The organism is Lysinibacillus sp. Ag94, from assembly GCF_023242215.1.
Taxonomy (GTDB): Bacteria; Bacillota; Bacilli; order Bacillales_A; family Planococcaceae; genus Lysinibacillus.
Genome location: NZ_CP096780.1, coordinates 4,336,616 through 4,360,436 on the forward strand (window position 1 = coordinate 4,336,616; position 23,821 = coordinate 4,360,436).

Annotated in this window: 28 protein-coding genes; 12 read left to right on the forward strand and 16 right to left on the reverse strand. The window is 33.6% G+C overall.

Going from position 1 to position 23,821, the window contains the following annotated elements; translation table 11 throughout:
• The first annotated feature begins 41 nt into the window (after positions 1 to 41).
• Positions 42 to 794, forward strand: a complete 753-nt coding sequence (locus MY533_RS20495; RefSeq protein WP_248719267.1) for a sulfite exporter TauE/SafE family protein — start codon at positions 42 to 44, stop codon at positions 792 to 794.
• On the opposite strand, the gene MY533_RS20500 is transcribed toward MY533_RS20495, so the two are convergent.
• Positions 791 to 1,150 carry a YybH family protein gene (locus MY533_RS20500; RefSeq protein WP_248717384.1) on the reverse strand — a complete coding sequence of 120 codons (360 nt, stop codon included), beginning with the start codon at positions 1,148 to 1,150 and terminating at the stop codon, positions 791 to 793. The two genes, MY533_RS20495 and MY533_RS20500, sit on opposite strands and share 4 nt — an antisense overlap.
• 128 nt (positions 1,151 to 1,278) lie before the next feature.
• Here MY533_RS20500 and MY533_RS20505 point away from each other — a divergent pair, with 128 nt between their 5' ends.
• A complete protein-coding gene (locus MY533_RS20505) occupies positions 1,279 to 1,770 on the forward strand; it encodes an SRPBCC family protein (RefSeq protein ID WP_248717385.1) in 492 nt (163 codons plus the stop codon).
• 100 nt (positions 1,771 to 1,870) lie between these two features.
• Here MY533_RS20505 and MY533_RS20510 read toward each other — a convergent pair whose 3' ends face one another.
• Positions 1,871 to 2,314, reverse strand: a complete 444-nt coding sequence (locus MY533_RS20510; RefSeq protein ID WP_248717386.1) for a hypothetical protein — start codon at positions 2,312 to 2,314, stop codon at positions 1,871 to 1,873.
• Between the two features lie 244 nt (positions 2,315 to 2,558).
• On the reverse strand, positions 2,559 to 3,071 hold the full coding sequence (locus MY533_RS20515; RefSeq protein WP_248717387.1) for a DNA-deoxyinosine glycosylase: 513 nt from the start codon (positions 3,069 to 3,071) through the stop codon (positions 2,559 to 2,561).
• A 327-nt stretch (positions 3,072 to 3,398) separates the two neighbouring features.
• Here MY533_RS20515 and MY533_RS20520 point away from each other — a divergent pair, with 327 nt between their 5' ends.
• The 3 genes from MY533_RS20520 to MY533_RS20530 all read left to right on the forward strand — a co-directional run bounded on the left by MY533_RS20520 (position 3,399) and on the right by MY533_RS20530 (position 7,049).
• A complete protein-coding gene (locus MY533_RS20520) occupies positions 3,399 to 4,937 on the forward strand; it encodes an ATP-binding protein (RefSeq protein ID WP_248717388.1) in 1,539 nt (512 codons plus the stop codon).
• Positions 4,906 to 5,622: a response regulator gene (locus tag MY533_RS20525; RefSeq protein WP_248717389.1), complete on the forward strand. Its 717-nt coding sequence runs from the start codon at positions 4,906 to 4,908 to the stop codon at positions 5,620 to 5,622. Before MY533_RS20520 ends, MY533_RS20525 begins: the two co-directional genes overlap by 32 nt.
• A gap of 104 nt (positions 5,623 to 5,726) precedes the next feature.
• Positions 5,727 to 7,049, forward strand: coding sequence for a CitMHS family transporter (locus tag MY533_RS20530; RefSeq protein ID WP_248717390.1), 1,323 nt, complete (start codon positions 5,727 to 5,729; stop codon positions 7,047 to 7,049).
• A 220-nt stretch (positions 7,050 to 7,269) separates the two neighbouring features.
• On the opposite strand, the gene MY533_RS20535 is transcribed toward MY533_RS20530, so the two are convergent.
• Positions 7,270 to 8,061 carry a DUF2268 domain-containing putative Zn-dependent protease gene (locus tag MY533_RS20535; RefSeq protein ID WP_248717391.1) on the reverse strand — a complete coding sequence of 264 codons (792 nt, stop codon included), beginning with the start codon at positions 8,059 to 8,061 and terminating at the stop codon, positions 7,270 to 7,272.
• A gap of 107 nt (positions 8,062 to 8,168) precedes the next feature.
• Between MY533_RS20535 and MY533_RS20540 the strand changes: the two genes are divergently transcribed.
• Positions 8,169 to 8,426 (forward strand): hypothetical protein, encoded by a 258-nt coding sequence (locus MY533_RS20540; protein ID WP_132361321.1) that lies wholly within the window; start codon positions 8,169 to 8,171, stop codon positions 8,424 to 8,426.
• 86 nt (positions 8,427 to 8,512) lie between these two features.
• On the opposite strand, the gene MY533_RS20545 is transcribed toward MY533_RS20540, so the two are convergent.
• The 5 genes from MY533_RS20545 to MY533_RS20565 form a co-directional block, all read right to left on the reverse strand.
• Positions 8,513 to 9,250 carry a polysaccharide deacetylase family protein gene (locus MY533_RS20545; protein ID WP_248717392.1) on the reverse strand — a complete coding sequence of 246 codons (738 nt, stop codon included), beginning with the start codon at positions 9,248 to 9,250 and terminating at the stop codon, positions 8,513 to 8,515.
• A gap of 554 nt (positions 9,251 to 9,804) precedes the next feature.
• A complete protein-coding gene (locus MY533_RS20550) occupies positions 9,805 to 10,476 on the reverse strand; it encodes an ABC transporter ATP-binding protein (RefSeq protein WP_248717393.1) in 672 nt (223 codons plus the stop codon).
• 4 nt (positions 10,477 to 10,480) lie between these two features.
• Positions 10,481 to 11,761, reverse strand: a complete 1,281-nt coding sequence (locus tag MY533_RS20555) for an ABC transporter permease family protein (protein WP_248717394.1) — start codon at positions 11,759 to 11,761, stop codon at positions 10,481 to 10,483.
• Entirely contained in the window at positions 11,758 to 12,795 is a 1,038-nt protein-coding gene (locus MY533_RS20560) for a hypothetical protein (protein ID WP_248717395.1), read from the reverse strand. The genes MY533_RS20555 and MY533_RS20560 overlap by 4 nt, the downstream gene beginning before the upstream one ends.
• Positions 12,796 to 12,935: 140 nt before the next feature.
• Positions 12,936 to 13,373 (reverse strand): hypothetical protein, encoded by a 438-nt coding sequence (locus MY533_RS20565; protein ID WP_248717396.1) that lies wholly within the window; start codon positions 13,371 to 13,373, stop codon positions 12,936 to 12,938.
• Positions 13,374 to 14,037: 664 nt separating this feature from the next.
• Here MY533_RS20565 and MY533_RS22215 point away from each other — a divergent pair.
• The 3 genes from MY533_RS22215 (at position 14,038) to MY533_RS20575 (ending at position 15,505) form a co-directional block, all read left to right on the forward strand.
• Positions 14,038 to 14,160, forward strand: coding sequence for a hypothetical protein (locus MY533_RS22215; RefSeq protein WP_256469487.1), 123 nt, complete (start codon positions 14,038 to 14,040; stop codon positions 14,158 to 14,160).
• 301 nt (positions 14,161 to 14,461) lie between these two features.
• The gene (locus tag MY533_RS20570) at positions 14,462 to 14,764 is read left to right on the forward strand and encodes a YunC family protein (protein ID WP_132361317.1); all 303 of its coding nucleotides are present in this window, start codon (positions 14,462 to 14,464) and stop codon (positions 14,762 to 14,764) included.
• Positions 14,765 to 14,881: 117 nt separating this feature from the next.
• The gene (locus tag MY533_RS20575; protein ID WP_248717397.1) at positions 14,882 to 15,505 is read left to right on the forward strand and encodes a DUF2238 domain-containing protein; all 624 of its coding nucleotides are present in this window, start codon (positions 14,882 to 14,884) and stop codon (positions 15,503 to 15,505) included.
• A 156-nt stretch (positions 15,506 to 15,661) separates the two neighbouring features.
• Here MY533_RS20575 and MY533_RS20580 read toward each other — a convergent pair whose 3' ends face one another.
• From MY533_RS20580 to MY533_RS20600, 5 genes are all read right to left on the reverse strand, one after another.
• On the reverse strand, positions 15,662 to 16,309 hold the full coding sequence (locus MY533_RS20580; protein ID WP_132361313.1) for a uridine kinase family protein: 648 nt from the start codon (positions 16,307 to 16,309) through the stop codon (positions 15,662 to 15,664).
• Between the two features lie 170 nt (positions 16,310 to 16,479).
• Complete coding sequence (locus MY533_RS20585; protein WP_248717398.1) at positions 16,480 to 17,022, reverse strand: histidine phosphatase family protein; 543 nt, start codon at positions 17,020 to 17,022, stop codon at positions 16,480 to 16,482.
• 281 nt (positions 17,023 to 17,303) lie between these two features.
• On the reverse strand, positions 17,304 to 18,182 hold the full coding sequence (locus MY533_RS20590; RefSeq protein ID WP_248717399.1) for a DUF4097 family beta strand repeat-containing protein: 879 nt from the start codon (positions 18,180 to 18,182) through the stop codon (positions 17,304 to 17,306).
• 22 nt (positions 18,183 to 18,204) lie between these two features.
• Positions 18,205 to 18,903, reverse strand: a complete 699-nt coding sequence (locus MY533_RS20595; protein ID WP_248717400.1) for an ABC transporter permease — start codon at positions 18,901 to 18,903, stop codon at positions 18,205 to 18,207.
• Entirely contained in the window at positions 18,896 to 19,819 is a 924-nt protein-coding gene (locus MY533_RS20600; RefSeq protein ID WP_248717401.1) for an ATP-binding cassette domain-containing protein, read from the reverse strand. Before MY533_RS20600 ends, MY533_RS20595 begins: the two co-directional genes overlap by 8 nt.
• A gap of 158 nt (positions 19,820 to 19,977) precedes the next feature.
• Here MY533_RS20600 and MY533_RS20605 point away from each other — a divergent pair, with 158 nt between their 5' ends.
• The 3 genes from MY533_RS20605 (at position 19,978) to MY533_RS20615 (ending at position 22,193) form a co-directional block, all read left to right on the forward strand.
• A complete protein-coding gene (locus tag MY533_RS20605) occupies positions 19,978 to 20,703 on the forward strand; it encodes a response regulator transcription factor (RefSeq protein WP_248717402.1) in 726 nt (241 codons plus the stop codon).
• Entirely contained in the window at positions 20,694 to 21,788 is a 1,095-nt protein-coding gene (locus tag MY533_RS20610; protein WP_248717403.1) for a sensor histidine kinase, read from the forward strand. The genes MY533_RS20605 and MY533_RS20610 overlap by 10 nt, the downstream gene beginning before the upstream one ends.
• Positions 21,789 to 21,947: 159 nt before the next feature.
• On the forward strand, positions 21,948 to 22,193 hold the full coding sequence (locus tag MY533_RS20615) for a group-specific protein (RefSeq protein ID WP_132361309.1): 246 nt from the start codon (positions 21,948 to 21,950) through the stop codon (positions 22,191 to 22,193).
• A 44-nt stretch (positions 22,194 to 22,237) separates the two neighbouring features.
• On the opposite strand, the gene MY533_RS20620 is transcribed toward MY533_RS20615, so the two are convergent.
• Positions 22,238 to 22,396, reverse strand: coding sequence for a DUF1540 domain-containing protein (locus MY533_RS20620; protein ID WP_132361307.1), 159 nt, complete (start codon positions 22,394 to 22,396; stop codon positions 22,238 to 22,240).
• A gap of 154 nt (positions 22,397 to 22,550) precedes the next feature.
• Positions 22,551 to 23,813 (reverse strand): erythromycin esterase family protein, encoded by a 1,263-nt coding sequence (locus tag MY533_RS20625; RefSeq protein ID WP_248717404.1) that lies wholly within the window; start codon positions 23,811 to 23,813, stop codon positions 22,551 to 22,553.
• Positions 23,814 to 23,821: the final 8 nt, after the last annotated feature.

Sequence of the window (23,821 nt, forward strand, 5' to 3'; positions counted from 1 at the left end):
TGAAAAAAACTTTTATTTTGATTGTGATGTTTGCCATTGTAATGAATCTTTTTTATACAAAGCTTTCACTGACGCTCGTCGGTATTGGAATTATTGCTGCTTTTATCGGTACACTTGCTGGAGGGGCTGGGCTAATTACGATCCCTGCTATGATGCTTGTTGGTATACCTATTCAAACAGGCATTGCTACGAATAAATTTTCATCGGGCGTTGCAGCATTGTCGAGCATCTGTTATCTCCTTTATCATAAAGAGCTTCGTCTAGTATCTATTATGAAATATGTTGCTGTAGCTATTGCTGGAGGCGTTTGTGGGGCACTCCTAACCGTATCCATCTCAGAAAAAACAATGAATATTATTGCATGTATACTCCTTATCTTCGCCTTATTTATAACGCTGAAAAATAAAAAATGGACTGTTATCTCAGAAGAAAATGACACTAAACACAGCAATAAATTATGGCAGCCATTTTTAATAGCGGTTTATGATGGCGGCTTTGGACCTGGCTCTTCAACCTTCAGCATACTGCACTTTTTACGTAACCATTACTCCTATATAAAGGCTGTACAGCTCACACGCGTCCTTATTTTCGGGAGCTGCACAGGGGCATTTATCGTTTTTTACCAAACAGGCTTTATTCAATGGCATTATGCAATGGCGATGGCAATAGGCTCCATTATCGGCTCTCAGCTCGGACTTTTCATTCTACCGAAAATTCCGATAAAAATAGCTAGAATCCTCTTAATAATCATCATTTCATTACTACTTATTCAAGTAGCAATAAAAATAATTTAACTGCTTAAATGTTCATGAATTAACTTCCATTCATTGTTTAAGACCGTAAAAATATTCGTTGCTCTACCGCTACCTGATACAAATTTCCCGTTATGATAGCCTTCATAATGGTATGTATAAATACAGGTAGCTGATTGTTCATCAACCGTAAGCCACTGAACATCGGCGGCCGAATAAACTTCTTCCTTTATCACATCCCATGCATTATTGAAATAAGCTCCTATTTCTTCTTGTGTTATGCATGTTTTATCCGAAAACCAATACACCGCTTGTGGATGCAAAATTGCCTTTACGTTATTAAAATCATGGGAATTTGTCGCTGCAATATAGTTGTCTAAAGCTTGTTGATATGGCATGGTAATTCCTCCTTTCTTAACTAATATTAATTGAAATTCTACTACTTAACGAGAATAAAATTGAAGAAGACATGACAAGACTATTTCAAACAGTTTATGATGAAATAAAATAAACAAGGAGGATATCCATGCTCGCTACTATTCAACAACAACAACATAACTATATCGTAAAATTTAAGCGACCACTGTCATATTCAGTTGATGCTGTTTGGGCAGTATTAACGGAGAATGAAAAGCTTCAAAAATGGATGAACAATTTAGAAATCATTGATCTTCGAAAGAACGGCACAATTCATTTTAATATGAATGATGGAACAAACGCTTATAAGGAAATAGCCATTACTGACTATACCGAGAAGAATGTACTCGAGTTTGATTGGGGCAAAGATACAGTAAGGTTTGAGCTCTCCCCTACTAGCAGCGGGTCCATATTAATATTACTTGAATCGATTAGCGAGCTAACTGAGCATACACCTAAAGATTTAGCCGGCTGGCATATATGCTTAGATATGCTCTCAGATTTATTAAACGGAACTGTACATGACGAATTTCCAATGGAAGAATGGCACAATAGGTTTGCAGCGTATACACAGCTTGTGGATGACGTAAAGAAAATGTAAACAGAATTACGAATAAACCTCCTAAGCAGAGAAACACATGCATTAGGAGGTTTATTATTGTTGAAAAACAAACATATACATTGCTACTTAATACGCCTAATTACCATCTCGAACATTCATACGAGCGAATATTTCTTCTTGCAATAGTTTGGAAGCGCCAACCACTTCTGTTACTCCAACGGAACCCTGCAATAAACTCTCTTCCTACAGCAGTTAGGAAGAACCAAAAGCCTGCTCCATTAAACATCCATATATACGTATTTCTAAATAAGCAAGCTTGAATACCACTTGTACCTATTCCAAAAGGTGGCAGTGATGGCACAAAGCTAGGCGGTGGACCAAGAGGCATTTGACCTGCTGGTGGCGGGCCAAAACTAGGTGGGCCAAATGATGGCGGCGGGCCGAAACCAGGCGGGCCAAACGGCGGCGATGGACCAAAACTAGGCGGGCCAAACGATGGTGGTGGTCTAAAACCAGGAAGTCCAAATGATGGTTCGAAACCGGGTTCTGGCAGTGGCACAATTTCTTCATATGGATTGTACATGATAAACCCCTCCCTTTACATAATTCAATATATGTAAAAGGGCTAATAACCGTTGAGCAAATTGCCCATTAGCTTTGTATTCAATCGTTCTAAACCGTATTCGTATTTACAAGGTATGTTTTCCAAAAAAGTCGTACCTTCATTTTAAATTCTATTATTGCGCCGCAGAATCTTACTAACTTTGGCAGTAATGCCCTATTATAAACCTCTCCGTCAAAATCAGCGGGGATTTTTTGTCATGTCATTATCTAGGCAAATAAGAATCCATCACTCGCCAATCCTCAAGCTTTTCTTCAAAGGATTTAATATTTTTACCTGGTATTGGACTAGTCGAAGGCATTTTTTGATATGCTCGACCATCTAAAACTTCAAGGCCAATATGCTTTTTAAAAACTTCGAATGATTTTGCGCCATTAAAGAGCACTAACTCAACATTAGGATAGTGCTCGAAAAGGGTTTTAAAATCATTCGGTTTTTCATTACGAATGGCCGCATCTAAGCTCCCTTTACGCTCACACGATTCTATTGTATCCCAGAGACCAATATGATGATCCTTTAGCCATTTTAATCTTTGTCCATACTCCTGAGGTACATCCATCCCTATTATTCCCCCAATAATCGGCCAAAAGTGATTACGTGGGTTTCCATAATATTGTTGCTTCTCTAATGATTGCTTTCCTGGCATTGAGCCAACGATTAACACCTTCGTTGATAAATCAATAATTGGTGGTAATACATTTTTAAGTTCATTCGACATTACTGTCACTCCAATCAACTTATTTACACAGATACGTTTTAACAAATGTCATCCACATCTTTTGTTGATGAGCCCAAATCATCTTGTTTTCCCACTATCCTACAGTAGATCAAGCTTGAGGGTCCTCCTCTATTTATTGGCTATTTATGATAGACTAATCATCAGACAAATCCCGCTATTTTTGAGATATTTTTATTTTTCCGTAAAGGTAGCAGTTACGAGTATCAAACTACATAGAGGTGAAATATGAGAAATTGGTTCCGATCTCTTACAGTTAGAATGATTTTTTTAATAAGTATCCTAATCCTTTTAATATGTGGAATGTTCATGTATCTATTGCAAGAGCATATCCGGGATACGACAGAAAAACAGATGGGAGCGGAAGCATTAAATATTGCTAAAACTCTCGCATCTATGGAAGAAATCACAGCAGCATTTGATAAAGAAAATCCAAGTGCAATTATTCAACCAATTGTCGAGCCTTTAAGAAAGGAAACTGACGCAGCATTTATTGTCGTTGGAAATTCTCAAGGAATTCGTTATTCACATCCTATAAAAGATAAAATTGGAGAGAAAATGGTTGGTGGAGACAATGATGCCGCATTGCTAGATAGCCAAGCTTATATTTCTAAAACTATGGGGTCATTAGGCGAATCTATTCGTGGTAAAGCTCCCATCATAATAGACAATAAAATTATTGGTGTTGTATCTGTCGGTTTTTTAACAGAAAATATCGACACGATCATCGAAGGCTATATGCACAAATGGATTAAATACACCTTAATTATTCTTTTAATAGGCATATTAGGTGCAATAGCCATTTCCATTTATATTAAAAAATTATTGTTTAATATGGAACCTATTCAAATCGCTAAATTATATCAACAAAACAAGGTCATTTTAGAAACAACAGCCGAGGGTATAATAGCTGTCGATCAGTTTAATCAAATTACGACTATTAATAGCAGTGCTTACGAAATGTTAGATTCCGCTCATAATAAGTCTCTATCAGATTGGATGGGTGCAAAAATTGAACATATTTTTACGCCTAAAATTGTTGCAGAGAAAAACATTTATAATTTAGAGCTACCACTTGATGAGCATATTATCATTTTAAATAAAACGCCTTTAGTTGAAAAGAAAAGGAAAATTGGTTCATTATACACCTTTAGAAAGAAAGTAGATATTCAAAAAATCATTGATGAATTAAAACAGATGAAGCAATATGCAAATGTTCAACGAGCATATACTCATGAATTTGCTAATAAGCTCCATATCATTTTAGGTTTGCTTGTTCATAAGCATTACAACGAAGCGATTGAATTTATTAAAGAAGAACGAAACATACAACTTAAAAATCAGGCTTTTTTAAATAGTAATGTAACAACCCCTCTTCTACTTGCATTAATACAAGGGAAAATTGCAGAAGCCGCAGAACTAGGCATCAAACTCGAGCTTAATGACATTTCTTCCTCAATCGAATTATCCAAACAGCAAGAAAACGCTATTTTAACAGCTCTTGGTAATGTACTTCAAAATGCAATTGAAACTTTAAAAAGCTGGGAATCCTCAAATAAAGTAATTCAACTATCTATCAACAATTATAAAAACCATTACTTATTTGAGATTCAAGATAATGGCCCAGGTATTGATAATACTATTTACGATAAAATTTTTACAAAAGGTGTATCCACTAAAGAAGGGTTAGATCGTGGACATGGACTAGCTATAAGCAAAAAAGCCCTTCAGGAGATAAATGGAGACATTTTATTGGATTCTGGTGATTTATCAGGAGCATGTTTTTTAATAATAGTTCCTAAAGGAGACGTGGAGAATGACAATACTAAAAAGTGTATGGATTATTGAAGATGACTTTAGAGTAGCAAAAATTCACGCAGATTATGTACATAATATACATGGATTTATCGTTACTGAAAATTTACGTACAGGAAAAGAAACGATTGAAAAGCTAAAGACGACCTCTAGTTTACCGGAAATTGTATTAACCGATTTGTATATTCCAGATGTTGAAGGTAGCTCATTAGTAAGCCATATACGCCATTTTTATCCATCTATAAAAATTATCGTAATCTCAGCAGCGACTGAAATAAGTTTAATAAAGGATATAGTAGACTTAGGAATTTCAGATTACTTAATAAAACCCTTTGAAGAGCAACGACTTCAAAAAGCCTTTCAGAAATATATACAGGAACATCATTTATTTCAAAATAGCAAAAATGTCACTCAAAAGGATCTTGATTCATTATTTTATAGGGAATCTAGCAATAAAATAATAGTTGAAGAAACGTTTGTAAAAGGGATAGATTTGCACACATTACAAATTGTTAAAAGTATTTTCGAAGATCTCAAAACCCAGGAGCTTACAGCCTCACAATTAAGTGAACTCATCGGTTCAAGTCGTTCAACAGCCCGCCGTTATTTAGAATACTTAGTTAGCGAACAGTTTTTACAGACAAAATTGATTTACGGCACCGTCGGAAGACCTGAACGAAAATATGTATATCATCATGGAACTTATGAACAAAACTAATATTATATTCTTTATTTAACATATGACTATATTGTTTTCCTCTCTTTGACACTATGATATTTTTTAAATAATCTGAATGATTGGTCACAAAGGGAGGAAATATTTTGAGTTTAAGTATAATCGGATTTTTAACCATTATTATTATTGTCGCTCTACTTATTAGTGGTCGTGTATCACCGCTTGTCGCAATGGTAATACCACCTATCGTGGCAGCATTTATAGCCGGCTTTAATTTTGATGAACTAGGGGAATTCTTTAGTTCTGGATTAAGCTCTGTGATGAACGTAGCTGTTATGTTTATCTTTGCGATTATTTTCTTTGGTATTATGCAGGATGTAGGATTATTCGAACCATTGATCAATAAAATGATTGCGCTTTCAAAAGGAAACATTATTGTTGTTGCAGTAATAACAGTAATAATTGCTGTAGTAGCGCAACTAGATGGCTCTGGTGCTTCAACATTTTTAATTACAATCCCAGCATTATTGCCTTTATATTTACGTTTACGCATGAATCCATATTTATTGCTGTTATTAGTTGGGGGAGCGGCAGCAGTTATAAATATGATTCCTTGGGGTGGTCCATTAGGACGTGTTGCTTCAGTTTTAAAGACAGATGTAACTGAACTTTGGTATCCTTTAATCACTATTCAAATCATTGGTGTCGTATTAATGATAGCTTTAGCGGTGTTCCTTGGTTTTAGAGAAAAGCGCCGTATTCTAAAACAATACGGTACCCTTGACTTTACAAATGATGATCATGCTATTACACAAGGTGTTGTTTCATCAGAAGTAGACACAAGCTTACAACGACCAAAACTATTGTGGATTAATGCTATTGTTACGGTTCTTGTTATCGGAATTTTAGTTGCAGGTATTTTACCAGCAGGATTAGCCTTTTTAATTGGCGTGGCCATCGCCTTACCAATCAACTATCGTTCTCCTAAAGAACAGATGGAACGTGTACGAGCACATGCACCGAATGCCTTAACGATGGCGTCTATCATTATTGCCGCCGGATTATTTTTAGGCATCCTGAATGGTACTGGGATGTTAACTGCAATTGCCAACAACGCCGTACACATTCTACCATCAGCCCTATCATCTTATTTACATATCATTATCGGGGTTTTAGGGGTACCATTTGATTTATTATTAAGTACGGATGCATATTACTTCGCGTTATTCCCTGTAGTTGAACAGATTGGCTTATCTTTCGATATTGATTCTCTTTCAACTGCCTATGCAATGATTATTGGTAATATTGTAGGTACATTTGTATCGCCACTTGCCCCTGCTGTTTGGTTAGCTTTAGGCTTATCAGGCTTAGAAATGGGGAAACACTTAAAATACTCTTTCTTCTGGATGTGGGGATTGAGCATTACTTTACTATTCATTGCTGTAGCAATAGGAATTATTGCTATCTAACTCATCATCGATTGTTGGAGATGATGTTTTTAAAACGTATGCTATGTGTGGTTGAAGCGACTCCTTGGGGATTGGAAACCCTGCAGCGAAGCGGCAGCTACAAAACGCCCAGCCTGAACGGAAATCAACCACCTGTTATGGTGATAATTCTATAAATGAAAATAAAGACCAGTTGTCGAGTGGTGAATCGGCAACTGGCTATTTTTATATAGATATCGTCTTATAATGGAAAATCAGATCCAGCAAGTAGTTCTTTTGAGCTTTTTACATGTAGGTTATTGGCTGAATGATTTCTAATATATGACTTTACTATTTCATAACCAATGCAATACCCTATCCATTGAGGAAGCTTTCCGCCATATAAAAATTCAGCATGGTTGTTTAACCCTTGTATATTGATTTGAGGTAAAAAATGTTCCTTCCAAATTTCTAGCATTTTATCTAATGAGTAGGACCTCAACCATGGCGCTAACCAACTATCACCGTAAATCTCCTCCACTGCACATTCTGCTAATCCCTCTAAAATTAAAGAATCTAATAACGTCACCTCATCTAGAGATTTATCTAAATATTGCAGACGGCAAACGTGATTATACTCATGCGCAAATAACGCTTTAAGCTCCTGCTTTTCAAGCTCTCCAATATATAAAAACAAAGCGTTTGGATAGGCAACGCCGTTTTTATTCGTAATCGTTTGCTCCTGTGTGATTGGAAAGATATAGATTGGTATAGTTGGTCCGCTCCATCTCTCTTTCAAATATTTAAATTCCTTCTGTACTACTTCCCAAACGTTTTGTTTTTTCAACTTGTTAATGTCTATTTTTTCATAGGATTTAAAAAGCCCCTGTTGCTGTAGTTCAAATTGTATTTCATCTGGAGATCCACCAATAAAAATCTCTACCAAACGATCGCAAAAAATAGAGCGTTGTATATTCTCAGGATTTTTACTGTCATTAAGTCTTTTACTTACTATGAATTCATTGAGCCACTCATCTGTTGGTATTACTGACATACATTCCCTCCTTACTATAGCTTATGTTCGAAGTAGACAATCGGCTAGTGATAATGATTGCAACCGCATATATTAGCTTGTAAGGAAGTAGAAAGGAGGGATAGTTTGTGAATCCAGCTGATACTTATAATCTTTGTCGTCAATATCATGGCAAACGTGTAAGAATTACAGAAACATGTGGCAGAGTACATTACGGAGAAATAACTAGGGTGGATAGAAGACAGGTATGGATTCTACCTGATAGACGATTTGGCGGTTATGGTTTAGGTTATTGGGGTTGGGGTTTTGGAGGAGCAGGTTTTGGCGTTGGAATCGCACTTGGAGCGGTTGCCGGGATTGCACTAGCACCACTATTATTTTGGTAATATCGAAATTGTAAATAATACCTATCCGCTGCGTATGACAGAAGAAAAAAATAAGCCATTTCAATCTCTGAGATGGCTTATTTTTCTTATTGCACTTGCTCTTGTTGCTGTTTGCTTTTAATCAACTCGGATATTGTGACAAAAGTATAACCTTGTTTTTTAAGTTCTGGTAAGATTTCTTCCAGTGCCTTAATGGTCTGCGTTCGATCGCCGCCTCCATCATGAAACAAAATAACATCTCCAGGCTTCGACCCCTTCATCACTTTTTGGACAATTTTGTTAACCCCTGGCTGTTTCCAATCTTGAGTATCCTGATGCCAAGACCACATAACTACTTTATATCCATCCTTAACAGCGGAATTGATCATTTGATCATTATAGTAACCGCCTACAGGACGAAACAAAACTGGTGCAAATCCAGTAATACCATAAATTATTTCCTTTGTCTTACGTAGTTGTGCCTGTAATTCAGCTACGGAAGCTTTAAACGGATGTGAATACGTATGATTGGCCAGCTCATGCCCTTCAGAATAAGATCGTAAAACAAGGTCTGGATATTTTTCTGCATTTTTTCCAATAATAAAAAACGTAGCCTTTGCATCATACTTTGCCAATAAATCTAAAATAGCTGCTGTATATTTAGGATGAGGTCCATCGTCAAAGGTAAGAGCAATGATTTTGTCTTTTGTGTTAATATCCCAGACAACCTCCCCTGTCTCCTCATAATAAGGTCGACCTTTATCCGCATAAGTTGTCAGCTCTGTAATAAATACCGATATGATTAAAAAACAAAGGGATAAAACCAATACATATTTACGTGTCATAAGCATCACCTCCCAAGTTCAAATTCACATAACTCCGTCAACTTACTATTTACGAATTACATTGAATTATACTTGTGAAGGTTTGGCTGTTAGCTAATGCGATTTTAGATTGTATTTTACATCACGCAAGCATTTTCACAATCGTTGGTGATTCATACTCGCAAAGCGATTTTTTACATAGGGGTAGCATCAGGATTTTGCAGATTTACAACGCTAAGATAGAAATCCTTGTATCAATAGGGTTTACCTTGTTAAACTACTCTTCATTTTTAACACTAAAAACAGCTTAACGTTGTAAATCCGCATTTCGGGACATATCAAACAAGGATATGTAATAATGTATATCCCCTCTGTTTTTGAGTGTGAATGCTAGTTAATCATTTAAGATTTGAAAAGTAAACTTTTAAATAAAAGTTTACTCTGGGGAACAAAAAATCATAACGGTTTTTTGAATTTTCTTTCTTTTTTATTGTATGCTACATTATAGGATAGATTAATCTCTTTAAACCAATATTGCACACAAAAAAACAATTCATTCAAACAACCCTAACAGATCACTGAAGATCTTCCTCAATGTACCCATCTTTTATTTTAACAATTCGATCACATATAGCAGAAACTGTTTCGTCATGTGTTACTAAAATAAATGTTTTTCCTTCTTGATTTATTTTCTTAAAAATATTTAAAATAACCTTTTCCGTCTCTTCGTCTAATGAGCCTGTTGGTTCATCAGCTAAAATAAGTTCTGGTTCGTTAATTAATGCTCTTGCAATTGCTACTCTCTGAGCTTGACCACCAGATAATTCTCGTGGATATTGAAAAGCTTTGTCTTCTAATCCCAACTGCTTTAGTAAAGAAAACACCTTAGATTTTACTTCCTCTTTACTTTTTTTGGAATATAATAAAGGCAGAGATACATTATCAAATATATTTTTTTCCTCTATTAAAGCGTAATTTTGCAAAATAAAACCAATATTTTCTTTTCTCCATGAAGTAGTTTCTTTGTAGCTAAGTTCTGTAATGTCTGTATCATAAAAATAATAATTTCCACTTGTCGCCTGTTCTAATCCCCCTAGTATATGTAACAAAGTTGATTTTCCTGTACCACTACGCCCTTTTATTGCAAGCATTTCACCTTTTTTTACTGTTAAATTAATTTCTTTTAATACATCTTGATTTCTCTTTCCAATACTATAAGATTTTTTCAATTTAGTTAGCGTAATCAATATTCTACACCTTTTTCTTTAATAAATTAGATATATCTAAATTTTTAATTCTAATATATAAAGGCAACATCCCCAATATTGTAATCACTAATCCTATACTAATTAATAAAAAGTAATAAGACATTGGCATAATCCCCACAAATGTAATACCTATAAAAGCAAAACTAATACTTAAAAACATAATAAAAAGTACTTCTACAAACATATAACTTAAAATATTATATAATGTTGCTCCTGAAATAAAATGAATGGAGTACTTTTTTATATTTATGTTCCATTTCATAATGAATGATAAGAAAATACTAAATATACAGAAACAAAATAATATGACTACTAACATAATCAGTAAATTCATATTTTGATTATACATTGACATCATTAAATCTATTCCTACACCATTAGCACCTATTACTGTTAAATCGTAAAAATTAGTAGATTGTGAAATATCATTTATTATTTTTCTTACTTGTAAAGTATCTTTTTCTGTAAAAACTTGACCATTAATAAGTTGCAAATATTGTCTTCTCTGGAAGGTTTTATCATCTTCATTTAATGGTTCTTGTTCTAAAATTAAGCTTGGCATTATTATATGTTTATCTGTATAAAATTCTATATTTTCTCTTACAGGTAATATTGTATCTGATTTCAATATCCCTACAACTTCAGCTTCCATTTCTTTAAATATATACTCTATTTTGAGTTTATCACCTATTTTATACAAAGATTTGTAGTCAGATCCTAAAATTATCGGAATTACTTTATTATCTGTATACAAAAAGTCTTCAGTTTGAAATTTCCTTCCTTGTTCTAATTCAACATCAAATGTATTAAGTACCTGCTCATTTATTTGTAAAGATTTAACCCTTTGGTATTGTTTTCCATTAAAATCATAAGGAGGAAGTACCCCATCTCCTTCCCCGTATCCTTCCAAATATGTATTATTTCCATTAAAATCACGAACTCCTATTGGCTGTAATGCAGTGTTTAAATAAATGAAATCTTTACTTTTTCCGAGGTGATTATAAAAATCCTTCAAAATCCTTAGACTATTTTCATTCCTTACAAATTGTTCCTCTTTTTCACCAAATAAATTATCTGATAATTGATAAATGTTTTTCCCTTCATATTGTGCGTAAAAACTCTTTGTCCTTGAATCTACATTATTAAAATGCAAAAACAAAACCGATAGTAACACAAATAATACCGTTGCTTGTATAAAGAGCAATATAGAAAATAATTTCTTCTTTAATAAACTCTCTTTTACTTCCATAAAAATTTGTTTCAATTCGATTTCAACACCTTCATACAATTTTTCGAAGAATAAATAAGGCTAGATAATAAAAATAATCCTAAAGTAAATATGATCATATATAATAATCCTATGATAAAGATTTTATGATATATACCCGAATGAATCATATATATATCAATATTAAATATTAAAAACAATAAAATCCCCGCAACATAAGATCCTAAAGATATAAACATATATTTTTTACATACTGAACTATAAATTACAAAAGATCGATGTCCAATTAAATATTGCATAGCAATTAATATTCTCTTTTTATAAATCCAATAACTTGAAAATAATATATTCATAGTTAATACAATTATAGAAAGAAAAGTTAAAATCTTATTATTAATCTCGTCACTTTTAAACAGTCTCTCTGTTCCTTTTACTTTATTCTCTATTTGAAAAATCGAATCATCATTCATAAAGAATGTCTTTAATTTTTCATATGAAATTTGAGCGTTTTTTCCACTATCCAAAACGTATATTCCTGTAGAACTAAAATTCAAATCAAAAAGAGCGTCTAAATTTAAATAGACCATATTATCAACATTAGATTTTACTTCAGTGCCAATCACACCTATAATTTCGAAACAATACCCTTGATAATTAAAACATTTTTTTTCGTTTATATTTTTTATATCTTTAAAATCTTTACCAACTACTGCTATTTTTTTATTGTGAAAAAAATCCTCTTTTTGAAAAAAACGTCCGCTTTTCATAGGAATATTATTTATAGATTGACTTGAATAAACCCCTCTTATATGTTTTTCACCAACGTTTTCTTTAAAGAGAGTATAATTACTATTTTTAGTTTCTTTAATAAAACTATTTAAATGCTGATCTGCCTTAGAATCTTTAATACTGAAATGAATACTTGTTGAACTGTAAAGTTCATTTGTTAATTTATCTATATCATTTTTTTTTACAAAATAAGAACTAACCATCATTAACATAAATGTTGTAATAACAATAAAAACACTTAACAATAAATCATCAATATTAATTTTCCTTTTTGTATTCATATATTCATTCCACTCTTAGAAACAATGTATTTATAAATCATTTATTTATACTATAATCTTTATGCAGAAAATTACAGTATAAATAAAACTAATGTAAGCATAATTTTAATACTCACATTAGTTTTTAAAATTATAGTAGCTTATATACCCCAATAAGTTTTAGCAACGTATGTTGATAGACTTTTATCAATCCATCCAGATGTTGCTGTACTTATACCAACACCATAGCTTCTGCCACTGTCTGCCGTTACAGTTCCAAATGCGTTTTCATATCTTGCACGAGAATAATGTTCCACACCTTTCCACTTTGTTGTAGCTTTTACCCTTTCGGTATCTGGACTAGACTGACTACGATATTCTTTCGTTGCAGTATGAGAGTCTGGTGTACTACTTGCAGCAGCATAGAAACTTGGAGAATTCATAGTATTCTCATTCTCATTCTCATTCACACCATTAACATAACCTGTATCTTCACTCCAACCTAATGTTTCAGCTCCTGCACTATTAGGTAAAAAGCTTATTCCACCAATAAGAGCAGTAGTTAATGCTAATCCTTTAATTCCTTTTGTAAAATTCATAATTCATCCCTCCAAAATTATTATAAAATAATTAGCATTATTCAAAAATACTAATATTAGTAAAATATTAACATTAAAACTATATAATAACAATTTTTATTTGGAATATTTATCTATATATTTTCTTATATGTACACAATTTGGTAATATTATCAAAATAAATTTCATATATGCACGATTTCACTAACTGCAAGGTTTTATATTTACAGAATATAATGGATACGGATGCTTAGGACAGTCTTTGAGCATAAATTAAAAACCCTCCATGAGCTAATCAAGCTGATAGGAATCCCGATTGTTAATAAAAAATACAGCAATAGAAAAAGTATTGTATACAGATAAGTTACTCGATTTTTTCAAAAATAGTAATAAATCTATGCTAGAAGTATCCAGTTGATTCGGTATTATAGATGATGCTTAGCTTCGTTACTGTTTTGCTTTTATTGTGTATCCAGTTTTCCTCTCTTAACTATTTCAAGAAAATCTATTCATACATAAAAATTCAATAAATTCTCAGTCATATTTTGAAACACTCACAAAGTACTTTCTTTTTTCACTAATTGATGTAAAATAAAAGACATAACTGATATATAACAACAAGAGATAAAATCAACTTTTTTACTATCTGTTATAGCACAAAAAACACCAAAGGGGATCTTTCGTTATGTGGATTATTACAGTTTTTGAACAAAATACTTACCGTATGTTCGAGTATAAAACTAAAAACGAGGCAACGGTTGCATTAAAAAATTTCAAGCAAACTGCTATGCTTTCTTATACTAAATAATTTTAAAGAATCAACTCTTATGAAACGGGTTGATTTTTTTCTTCATTTGTTGAAAAAACTATGTGTCAATCGAGTTATTGATTCTTGTTCCAATCTTGTCGCTTTCGTACAAAAAACTCCAGTCTATGACGTAATCCCTAAGAGTAGTCGAAGCGGAAATCAACAAACTTAATAAGAATGTATCTTCTCGCATAACACATTCGCCGTTCGTTTTATTTTAGTAACAAATAATTTTTAGTGAAAATGTCGAACACCTTTTTATCTATTGCCATATGTATATAGAGAAAAGGAGTGATTTCGGATGGTAACAATTGAGCCTATTATGATTAAAGGCAATTTTTTCACTGCGATAATTGTTCAACTACCAAAAACAACCCTGCTGACAATTTCAAATGATACGGGCTACATTATGTGTGGAGCTTTAGATGTTGGACTATTAAATGATCGTTTAGCAGACCGCAAGATTATTGCTGGTCGAGCAGTTGGTGTGAAAACAATTGATGAGCTATTGACGGCTCCATTAGAATCCGTGACATATGAAGCGCATCAGCTTGGTATTACGGAAGGAATGTCTGGGGTAGAGGCGTTATTAAAAATGGTATAAAGATTTTTTACAAAGCGTCAGTGCAATATGACTAGGCGCTTTTTTACTCCTGTCTTATGTGTAGGTGTATAAGCTATTTACTATATCCCTATACTTTAGACAAAAGGAGTGTTCGTTTTGGAAAAAGATAAGCATCGGAAAATACATGTAATCTTGTTGTTAATAGTACTTATCATTTTCGTGTGGTCTGTCATAAAACCAGCATCCTATTTGGACTGGGTCGCAGAAGTAAGTCCTGCTGTCGTTGCCATTATTATTGTAATCGCTATTTATAACAAGTTTCGCTTTACAACGTTTTCTTATTTTATCATTGCCCTTTTGTCTATTCTAACATTTATTGGTGGGCACTATACTTATTCGGAGGTTCCACTTTTCAACTGGATTAAAGAAGAGTTTTACTTAAAACGCAATGACTACGACCGATTTGGGCATTTCTTAAAAGGTTTGATGGCCATTGTCATAAGAGAAATATTAATACGAAAAACACCACTAGTAAAAGGTGCTTGGCTAACGGGCATAACAATAAGCATTATGCTTGCTGTTGCTGCTCTCTATGAAATTATTGAATGGCTCAGTACAAGAATTTCAAAAGGAAGTAAAGGGGCCAAAGATTTTTTAGGTATGCAGGGCGATCGCTGGGATGCACAATGGGACATGCTTTCGGCATTCCTTGGAACAATTTTGACTTTACTGCTATTTACAAAATTACATGATAGATTATTAAAAAAACTCAAAAAGTAAAAAACATAAGCCTTTTGAGACGATACATTTACCAATCCTATCTCACATCGGAATTATTGAGGAACATGAAAGTTCGCCTGTCCTAAAAAGAATCTTCTGAACATGAAATTCAATATTGAGTCTTCTGCCTGGATAACATGAAGGCTTTAACTATAGTTAAAATTTAAATGTATTTTTTTCTAGACGTACTGTTTCATCAAAAGTTTTAAAAATGATATCAAAATGCTCACTATACGAATGCATAAACAATTCATATTGAATTCGACGTTCTTCATGGGAGTGCTTTAAATAATTAATATCAGCTCCCCTTTCCATTACATCACGACTCGACCTTCTTTTTAATTCCGTCTCACCATCTGTATAGAAGTAAATTTTTAAATCAAATAATTTCGGATTAATAAATGCTACACTCATTCCCTCAACAATGGTTATGTTAGTTTTTGAAGAAATTAATGCACTTTTCATATAATGCGTATCAATTGTCAATAAATCCAGACCTTCTCTAACCATCTGAATATCCCTTTCCAAAGAAGGTAAATGATGTGCCGCTGGATGGCAAGCGGTCATTTTAAAATGATGCTGTTCGTTTCGAAAATTATAGTTGATAATTGAATGCTTGCGTATATCCGAACTAACAATATACGGGTCTGTATTCATATAATTCACTTCACTTTGGTTTAAACAGTTGATAAGTTTATTAGCAAATGTTGTTTTTCCTGCTGCACCATGTCCTGAAATACCAATAACAATTGATCTATCTTCCTTTTTAATCCAAGTAACGATATCTTGCAATAACCTATCCATCTTTCTTCCTCGCTTCCTTTATCACAAAATATATTTACAACTAAAGATTTAGCTCATCTTCATAATGTGGGGCGTCCAGTTGGAACGGCAATCAACTTAGCACACGAATACGTTTTAACTAATGACATCCAACTTTTATTAAATAGGAAGGATATTCACATAAATTTTCGTCATTCCCATATACGTTCTAAAGTCATTTCATAATCCTTAATACTTAACCTAAAAACATCTGGATTTCTTAATTGAGTCCAAAACTGAAAGTCTACATCATTATGATAATTTTTTAATAGTAAGGTAATGATATTTCCATGACTAACGATAATTGTACGTTCGGACTCACTTTTGAAAGTTTCCTCAACAGCGTTAACGATACGCTCCATCGCTTCATTACTTGACTCTCCACCCTCAAACTTTAACTCCATATCGCTAAAAGTTGCTCGAAGTTTCTCATACCAATCGAGCAAATCACTCGAGCTTAATATACGTTCTGAAAGGCGTTCGTCAATTTCAACAGTTATATTTCCCCTCTTACTCAGTGGTTCTATAGTTTGAATTGCTCGTAAAAAGGGACTAGTAATAATTCGATCAATTTTTTTGTCAGCGAAAAACTCGGCTAAAACTTCGGCCTGAAGAAAGCCCTGTTCTGTTAAAGAAGCATCCGGTGACTGTCCCTTAGCTTCGCAATGTCTAATGACATAAATATGTTTAACCATATAAACCTCCTAGAGAAAATATGGAGAACCTACATCATTTAGTATTCACAATATCTGCATTTTCTTAAAGATTAGTACCTTTAGATGCTGCGTGATACCTGTTCAAAAACATTTCCTCTGCTTTTTCATAACTTCCGAATGCAATCGTCTCCCGCTTTGCTCCCCTTTTTCTAGCTAGCTCATAATCTGTCTGTACAAAAATTTCATATGCAAACCTAGATAATATCCGCTACTTTTGAATAAGTTCTCGTCTTAACATTTACCTCACCGATTATAAGTTTTTATTTTACAGTAATTGTACCTCCATTGCTAATTAGCCCCAATTTGTTTGACGCATCACCAATCTTACCTTTCTTTAAATGATCCGTATGTTCTTCTTTCTGGTAACCTTCTAAATTCACGCTTATGTCAGATGAATCACTGTTCGCTATAAGCTCTAATGATTTCGGTGCCTCTTTGTATGAAATCGTAATATCTCCAGAAGCTGTTTCTACAAATAGTGCTTTTCCTTCACTAATTTCTTTCATTAAGACTTCACCGCTAGTCGAAGTAATTTTCGTTTTCGGACTGTTAACTCTAGTAATGTAGCTATCACCATTTGTAGCAGCAATCGTTAATTCATTTAAAGAACTATCTACGATACTCAATTCACCATCTTTTGATGTAATTGTACCTTTATCTGCCGATAGCCCTTTAATGATTTTAGTGCCAGAGTCCGTTGAAATTGAAAGTTCTTCTGTTTTAATGTTGTTAATTTTGATATCACCATAACTATTTTTTAATGCAATCTTACTCACCGCTTTTTTAGGGATCGAAATGTGAATAGTATCTTTCTTTCCAAAGCTAAAGTTTTTCATAACCCCTTCTTCATTGTCTTGTTGAATTACTTTTACTTTATTTCCATCCTTCTTAATTTTAACAGGATTGCTGTGCTGCTTTTGTTGTTGCTTACTATCAAATTCAATTGTTAGTTGATCAGATTCTGTATTTTCTAATGCTATATCCCAGGACTCTATGTTTAGTTCTAGTTCTAGTTCTTTAATTTGCTCAACATCAAAGGACTGTTCTTCAGTGATGCTCTTTTCTCCATTTATTTTAAGCGTGAAGAATATTCCTCCTACCACAATAACGAATATCAATGCTATGATTGCTTTTTTCACATTACATCCTCATTTCTCATTTTTAGGTTAAATCTACTTTGTTGACTTTATAATAGGACAGATAGCCGATAATAAGCCCTAATAGACACATTATTGTTGGGACAATGATAAATTGAGATAAACTTGTAGATGTATCTCCATTTGAGACCGTTGCATTAATCAAAAATCCAATTAAAACAGCGGATGTAATTGTCGCAGCTGTTGATTTTTTTCGCATACCAAAGTACAAAGGAATTAGACTTACCCCAGCCATCATAAAAGCAATGATCAAGGTAGAAGGTATAGTAGCTACCATCTCCTGTATCTCAACGGGAGATTCAAAGAAGATCATCATTGGATTTAAAAAATAAACAGCGATATTCATCATTAAGGTTGCGATGATAATGCTAAAGAAACAAAATCCGCAAACTAAAGATAGCTTAGCTAAAATAATTTTTTTCCTTTTTAACGGATACGTAAACAGTAATTGAACCGTCTTATTTTTATATTCGTCAATGACTAAACGAGATAAAATTACACTCGAAAAAATGATAAAAACAATACGAATTAATATATTTGTCAAAGACATAAAATCTGTATAATCTTGAAACATCTTTTCATCTGCAGAACCAACTGCCATAAGTGCAACTGCCGCAAAAATTCCAATAATACAAATGGTTAAGCCTTTAAAATAGCTAGACATACTATTATTTTTCCATTCAAGTCTTAATAGTTTAAGCAATTTGATTCCCTCCATTAATAAGGTTTAAGAAATACTCTTCTAAATGCTGTTGCTGTTTTTCAATGCCATTGACAGCAATGTCATTGAATATAAGTTCCTTATTAATTCGTGATTGAGAAATGTTATGTTCAAAAATCCGTATACAATGTCGATCCACAATTTCATATTTTCGAATACCTAACTTGTTCTCTAGCACATGAATCGCTTTTTCCACATCGTCTATTTTAATCTCCAAATATTCCATGTTCTCTTTTCGAATATCGTCCATTTTTACTTCCTTTAATAATTTTCCATGATGAAGGATGCCTATTGTATCTGCTATTGATTCAATCTCTGATACGATATGACTTGATATTAAAATGGTGATTCCTAGCTTCTCCTTTAGATATAGCAAGAGCTCTCGAATATCTTTAATACCGATTGGATCAAGACCATTAATCGGCTCATCCAAAATAAGAATTTCCGGTTTAGCAACAATGGCACGTGCGATGCCTAATCTTTGCTTCATCCCCAAAGAAAATTCATGTATTTTTTTATGTTCAACACCATTAAGGCCTACTATTTCTAATGCCTCTTCGGTAGCTCCTTTTTCATAAACTCCAATATACTCACAGTGAAGCTCTAAATTCTCCTTCGCTGTTAGCCTGTCGTAAAATTCCGGGTACTCGATAATACTGCCTATTTTGCTCAAGTATTGATAGGAAGTAGTAGAAATGGCTTGATTCAATATTTTAATATCACCTGAAGTTGGTTTTACTAAGTTTAAAATCATCTTCATAATCGTTGTTTTTCCAGCCCCATTCGGACCTAAAAACCCATAAATCTCCCCCTTCTTAACATTCATATTGACATTCGAGACGGTCTCGACTCCTTTAAAGCTTTTACTTAATTGCTGTATTTGAATAACGGTTTCCATGTTATTTAACTCCCTACTATGTTGAATTCGTTACATTCAGCTTAATAAACGAAAGTAAAATCAAAGTAAACTCGATGGAAAATGACAGTAATTTTTTCAAGAGAGTAAGGATATAAAAAGCAGAAGCTGTTATGATGAAATTGAAATGAGGGATAAAAATGGAAACTGCTGAAAAAATCTTAATCGTAGATGATGAGATTGGTATATTAAAATTATTAGAAATTACGTTACGGAAAGAAAACTTTATCAATATAGATACTGCTTCAACAGGCAAAAGTACACTACAGCTTGTCAAAGATAATCATTACGCTATTATTTTGCTCGATATCATGCTACCAGATATAAGTGGTTTTGAACTTTGCACAGAAATACGCAAGCAGACAACTACACCCATTATATTTGTTAGTGCTCGCTCTACTGATTTTGATAAACTAACGGGATTGGGTATCGGCGGAGATGATTATATTACAAAGCCTTTTAATCCTTTAGAGGTCGTTGCCCGAATAAAGGTCATCCTTCGACGTCAAAAAATGTATGAAAGTTCTCAACAACAGCAAACTACAAAATTTGATTTCGGTTATTTTGCTCTTAATCCTGAATCTGCTACATTAATCGTTAACAATCAGCCCGTCGAATGTACAGCTAAAGAGCTAGAGCTTCTGCATTTCTTTTGTAAAAATCCGAATCGTATTTTCACAACTTCACAGCTTTATGAATTCGTGTGGGGAAATGATGTATATGGTGAGGAGAAAACCGTCACGATTCATATTTCAAAGCTAAGGAAAAAGCTTGGGGATGATACACGTAAGCCTAGAATAATTGTGAATTTAAGGGGCATTGGCTATAAATTTATTCCACCGAAAGAGGATTCACTATGCGAATAAACACTCGATTTACGTTGCATCTTGCACTGGGGATTATACTGTGGATGCTATTGAGTGGAATTTGTATTGTGATCGGGCTCGAAGGTATTCTCCCACTCTTTAAAAAATCTGTTAGTGAAGCTTATCAGAGTCTACTAGTCGCATGGATTTTCGGATTTAGCACTATCGGTTGTATTGCTGTATTTGGTTGGTATTTTGGGGGTCCTCTTGGTTTTATAATGGCTTGGATCTATCAGCTATCACAGGAAAACTACAAACAGCCTGTCGGACTATCCAAAATCTACACACGCAAAGGAAAGCTCCGTATGCGTTATATGTTATATCAAGAGGTACTTCAACATCTACAATCCTTATCAGGAAAACTAAGAGCTGCTGAAACAGAACGTGAAAAGGTTGAACAAGCAAAACAGGAATGGATTGCCGGTATATCACATGATTTAAAAACGCCATTAACGTATATTACCGGCTACTCTACCCTATTATTAAACGATCAGTACGATTGGTCCAAGGAGGAAGCTCGTTCCTTTATTCAAGAGATTGCAGATAAAGGCAAGCATATAGAGGAACTTATTCAAGATTTAAGTCTCGTCATTCAGTTTAATAATACAGATGGTCAGTTACCCTTGCATAAAACCAAGCAGGATATTGTGGATTTCACCAAAAGAATTGTTGCTAATATAAGCAATAATCCACCGTCCAATGACTATATATTGCATTTTAAAACTGATACATCTGTTATAAACATTGACTTTGATACGAAATTCATGCAACGCATTTTACAAAACATTCTGATGAATGCCGTTATCCACAATCCACCTAATACAAATATTTATACACAGATTTTTAATAGGACAGAGCATGTAGAAATCCACATTGTAGATAATGGCGTAGGTATGTCTCAACACATGGTGGAAAATATATTCCAACAATATTATCGTGGAACTACTACAGAATCTTCTTCCGAAGGTACTGGACTGGGCATGGCGATTGTTTATAAACTCGTTCAAGCTCATAATGGCACGATCTCAGTACTGAGCGAACCATCTAATGGGACAACGTTTATTATTACATTACCTAAAAAATAATAGGAGACATTTTTGGACTCCGCTTTAGTAGTTTTAATGGGGACCCGAACACTTTTGAGTCGGATCTAAGCAATTTAAACGCCTGCCAGAGCCATTCATGAAATCATACTGTTTGACATATATTTAAGCATCATTATTTTGTTCAATAAGGAGGATTCCATGCAATCTGAAAAATTGCGACTAAGAAAGATTCAACATCTTGCTCATGAAATTACTGATAAAATGAATAAAGGTGAAAAACTTACTCACTCAGAAACGATGATTCCTGTTATTGATAATTTATCACGTGCAATTGGCGATTTAACCGATTCCTATGGACAGTATTCCTTAGATTATGTAGAGGAAAAAGTAAAAAACGCTCATGCGCTCTTATTTAACAAGGAAAAAAATGAGGTCTATTTATAAAGTTATGGGAAAAGGGTAACCATTAATATGGTTACCCTTTAGATTTAATGCTTTTCAGGATTAAATGTCTTACAATCTGTTTCTTCACTGTTGGACGCCTGCTGTCCCTTTTGACTTACAACATAGATTTTTTCTGCACCACATCTGTTTCCAGAGTTCCAAAATGTACAGTTATTGACTTCACAAAGAATTTCTTGTGCCATCGTTTCCACACCTCCTCTTTTTTATCATTAACATAATTGAGGTATTCAATACTTAGTTATAGAAGGTGTCAGGAAACGGAAATATACATTATCTAAACCTCATTTTGCCATAGATCATACTTTAATTTCATTGTCACAATAGTTTTTCTCCACGTTATTCAATAACCTTTGTTGGCGTTGCTTCTTGAACAATTATAATGCCATCATATGCCTCAATTGGTGTCATTTTAATTGTATAAAGCATCTGTGTGAACTTGTACCAAAAGCTAAAGTCATCTCCGATATTACCCATTCTTTGTTTTTTTGCTAAGATGTCAGCTAAATCCTGAGATTCATTAGCTTTTTTAAAGTCTACATAGAATATATTTTCCTTCACTTCGCTGAAAGCATCTAGTAATGCATTATGATGCTCAATTGTATGATCTTTTCTTTCGCCAGACCCATTTTGTGCCTGAAACGTATTGTTTACAAAGTCAGTTCCAATAGCAAAGTACGCATCGTTATACACTTCGTCTAAATGTTGACCCATAGATTTGTATCCTGCCGTATTCGCTGAAGTTTTCTCTATATGCCCATTATGAGCAGACATTAGTACTTTATCATGACCTTGAGCCGCTTCAAAATCAACGATCCATTGCAAGTTTTTCGCTAAATACTCATCACGAAGACTCATATAATTGCTGTCATTTAAAAATAATTGCGTGCGTTGCTTGATGATTTGTGCATATTGAACAGCAAATAAATAAGCTTCTTTCGATGATTGCTTTTCATAAGAATCTTTATTAGAGTGTAAATTTTTTATAATTGCATCCATATTTTTATCGAGCTCCTGTAGCTCACTAGCTGATAAATCTCTCATTGTTTTATTCGTCACATCTTTTAACTGTGCCTTATATTTCTTAGCACCTTCGCTATTAACCACTTCGTAATAGTTTAATAATCCTTTTTTACTATCGTCATAGCGTTGCATATCGTTTCCGTAAAAATAAATTTTATCCTTCTCATCTGCAGCCATGTTATAATCATGCATCCACTGAACAAACTCAATCATTTGCTCTGTTTTATAAATACCATAATCCAACGCTTTTACCGCTTCCTCAGCTGTGCCAGTACCATTTAAAATAAATTGATTAATTTGCTGAGCACCACCGAAGTCACCTTCTAATACAAAAACACGAACATTTTCATTTTTAATAAGAGCCTGAAATACATCCTTCTTTAATGTTTGGAATTCAACATTTCCATGTGTTGCTTCTCCAAAACCTATTACTTTCACGTCATTTGGAATATCGATATCTTCAATCGCTGATGTATATTTTGCAGCATCCTTAATAGCTTCTCCCTTTCCACAGCCCGCTAGAGATACCAAAAGAAATAATGCTGAAATGAATAAAAAACTCTTTTTAACAAATACCATTTTTAAAA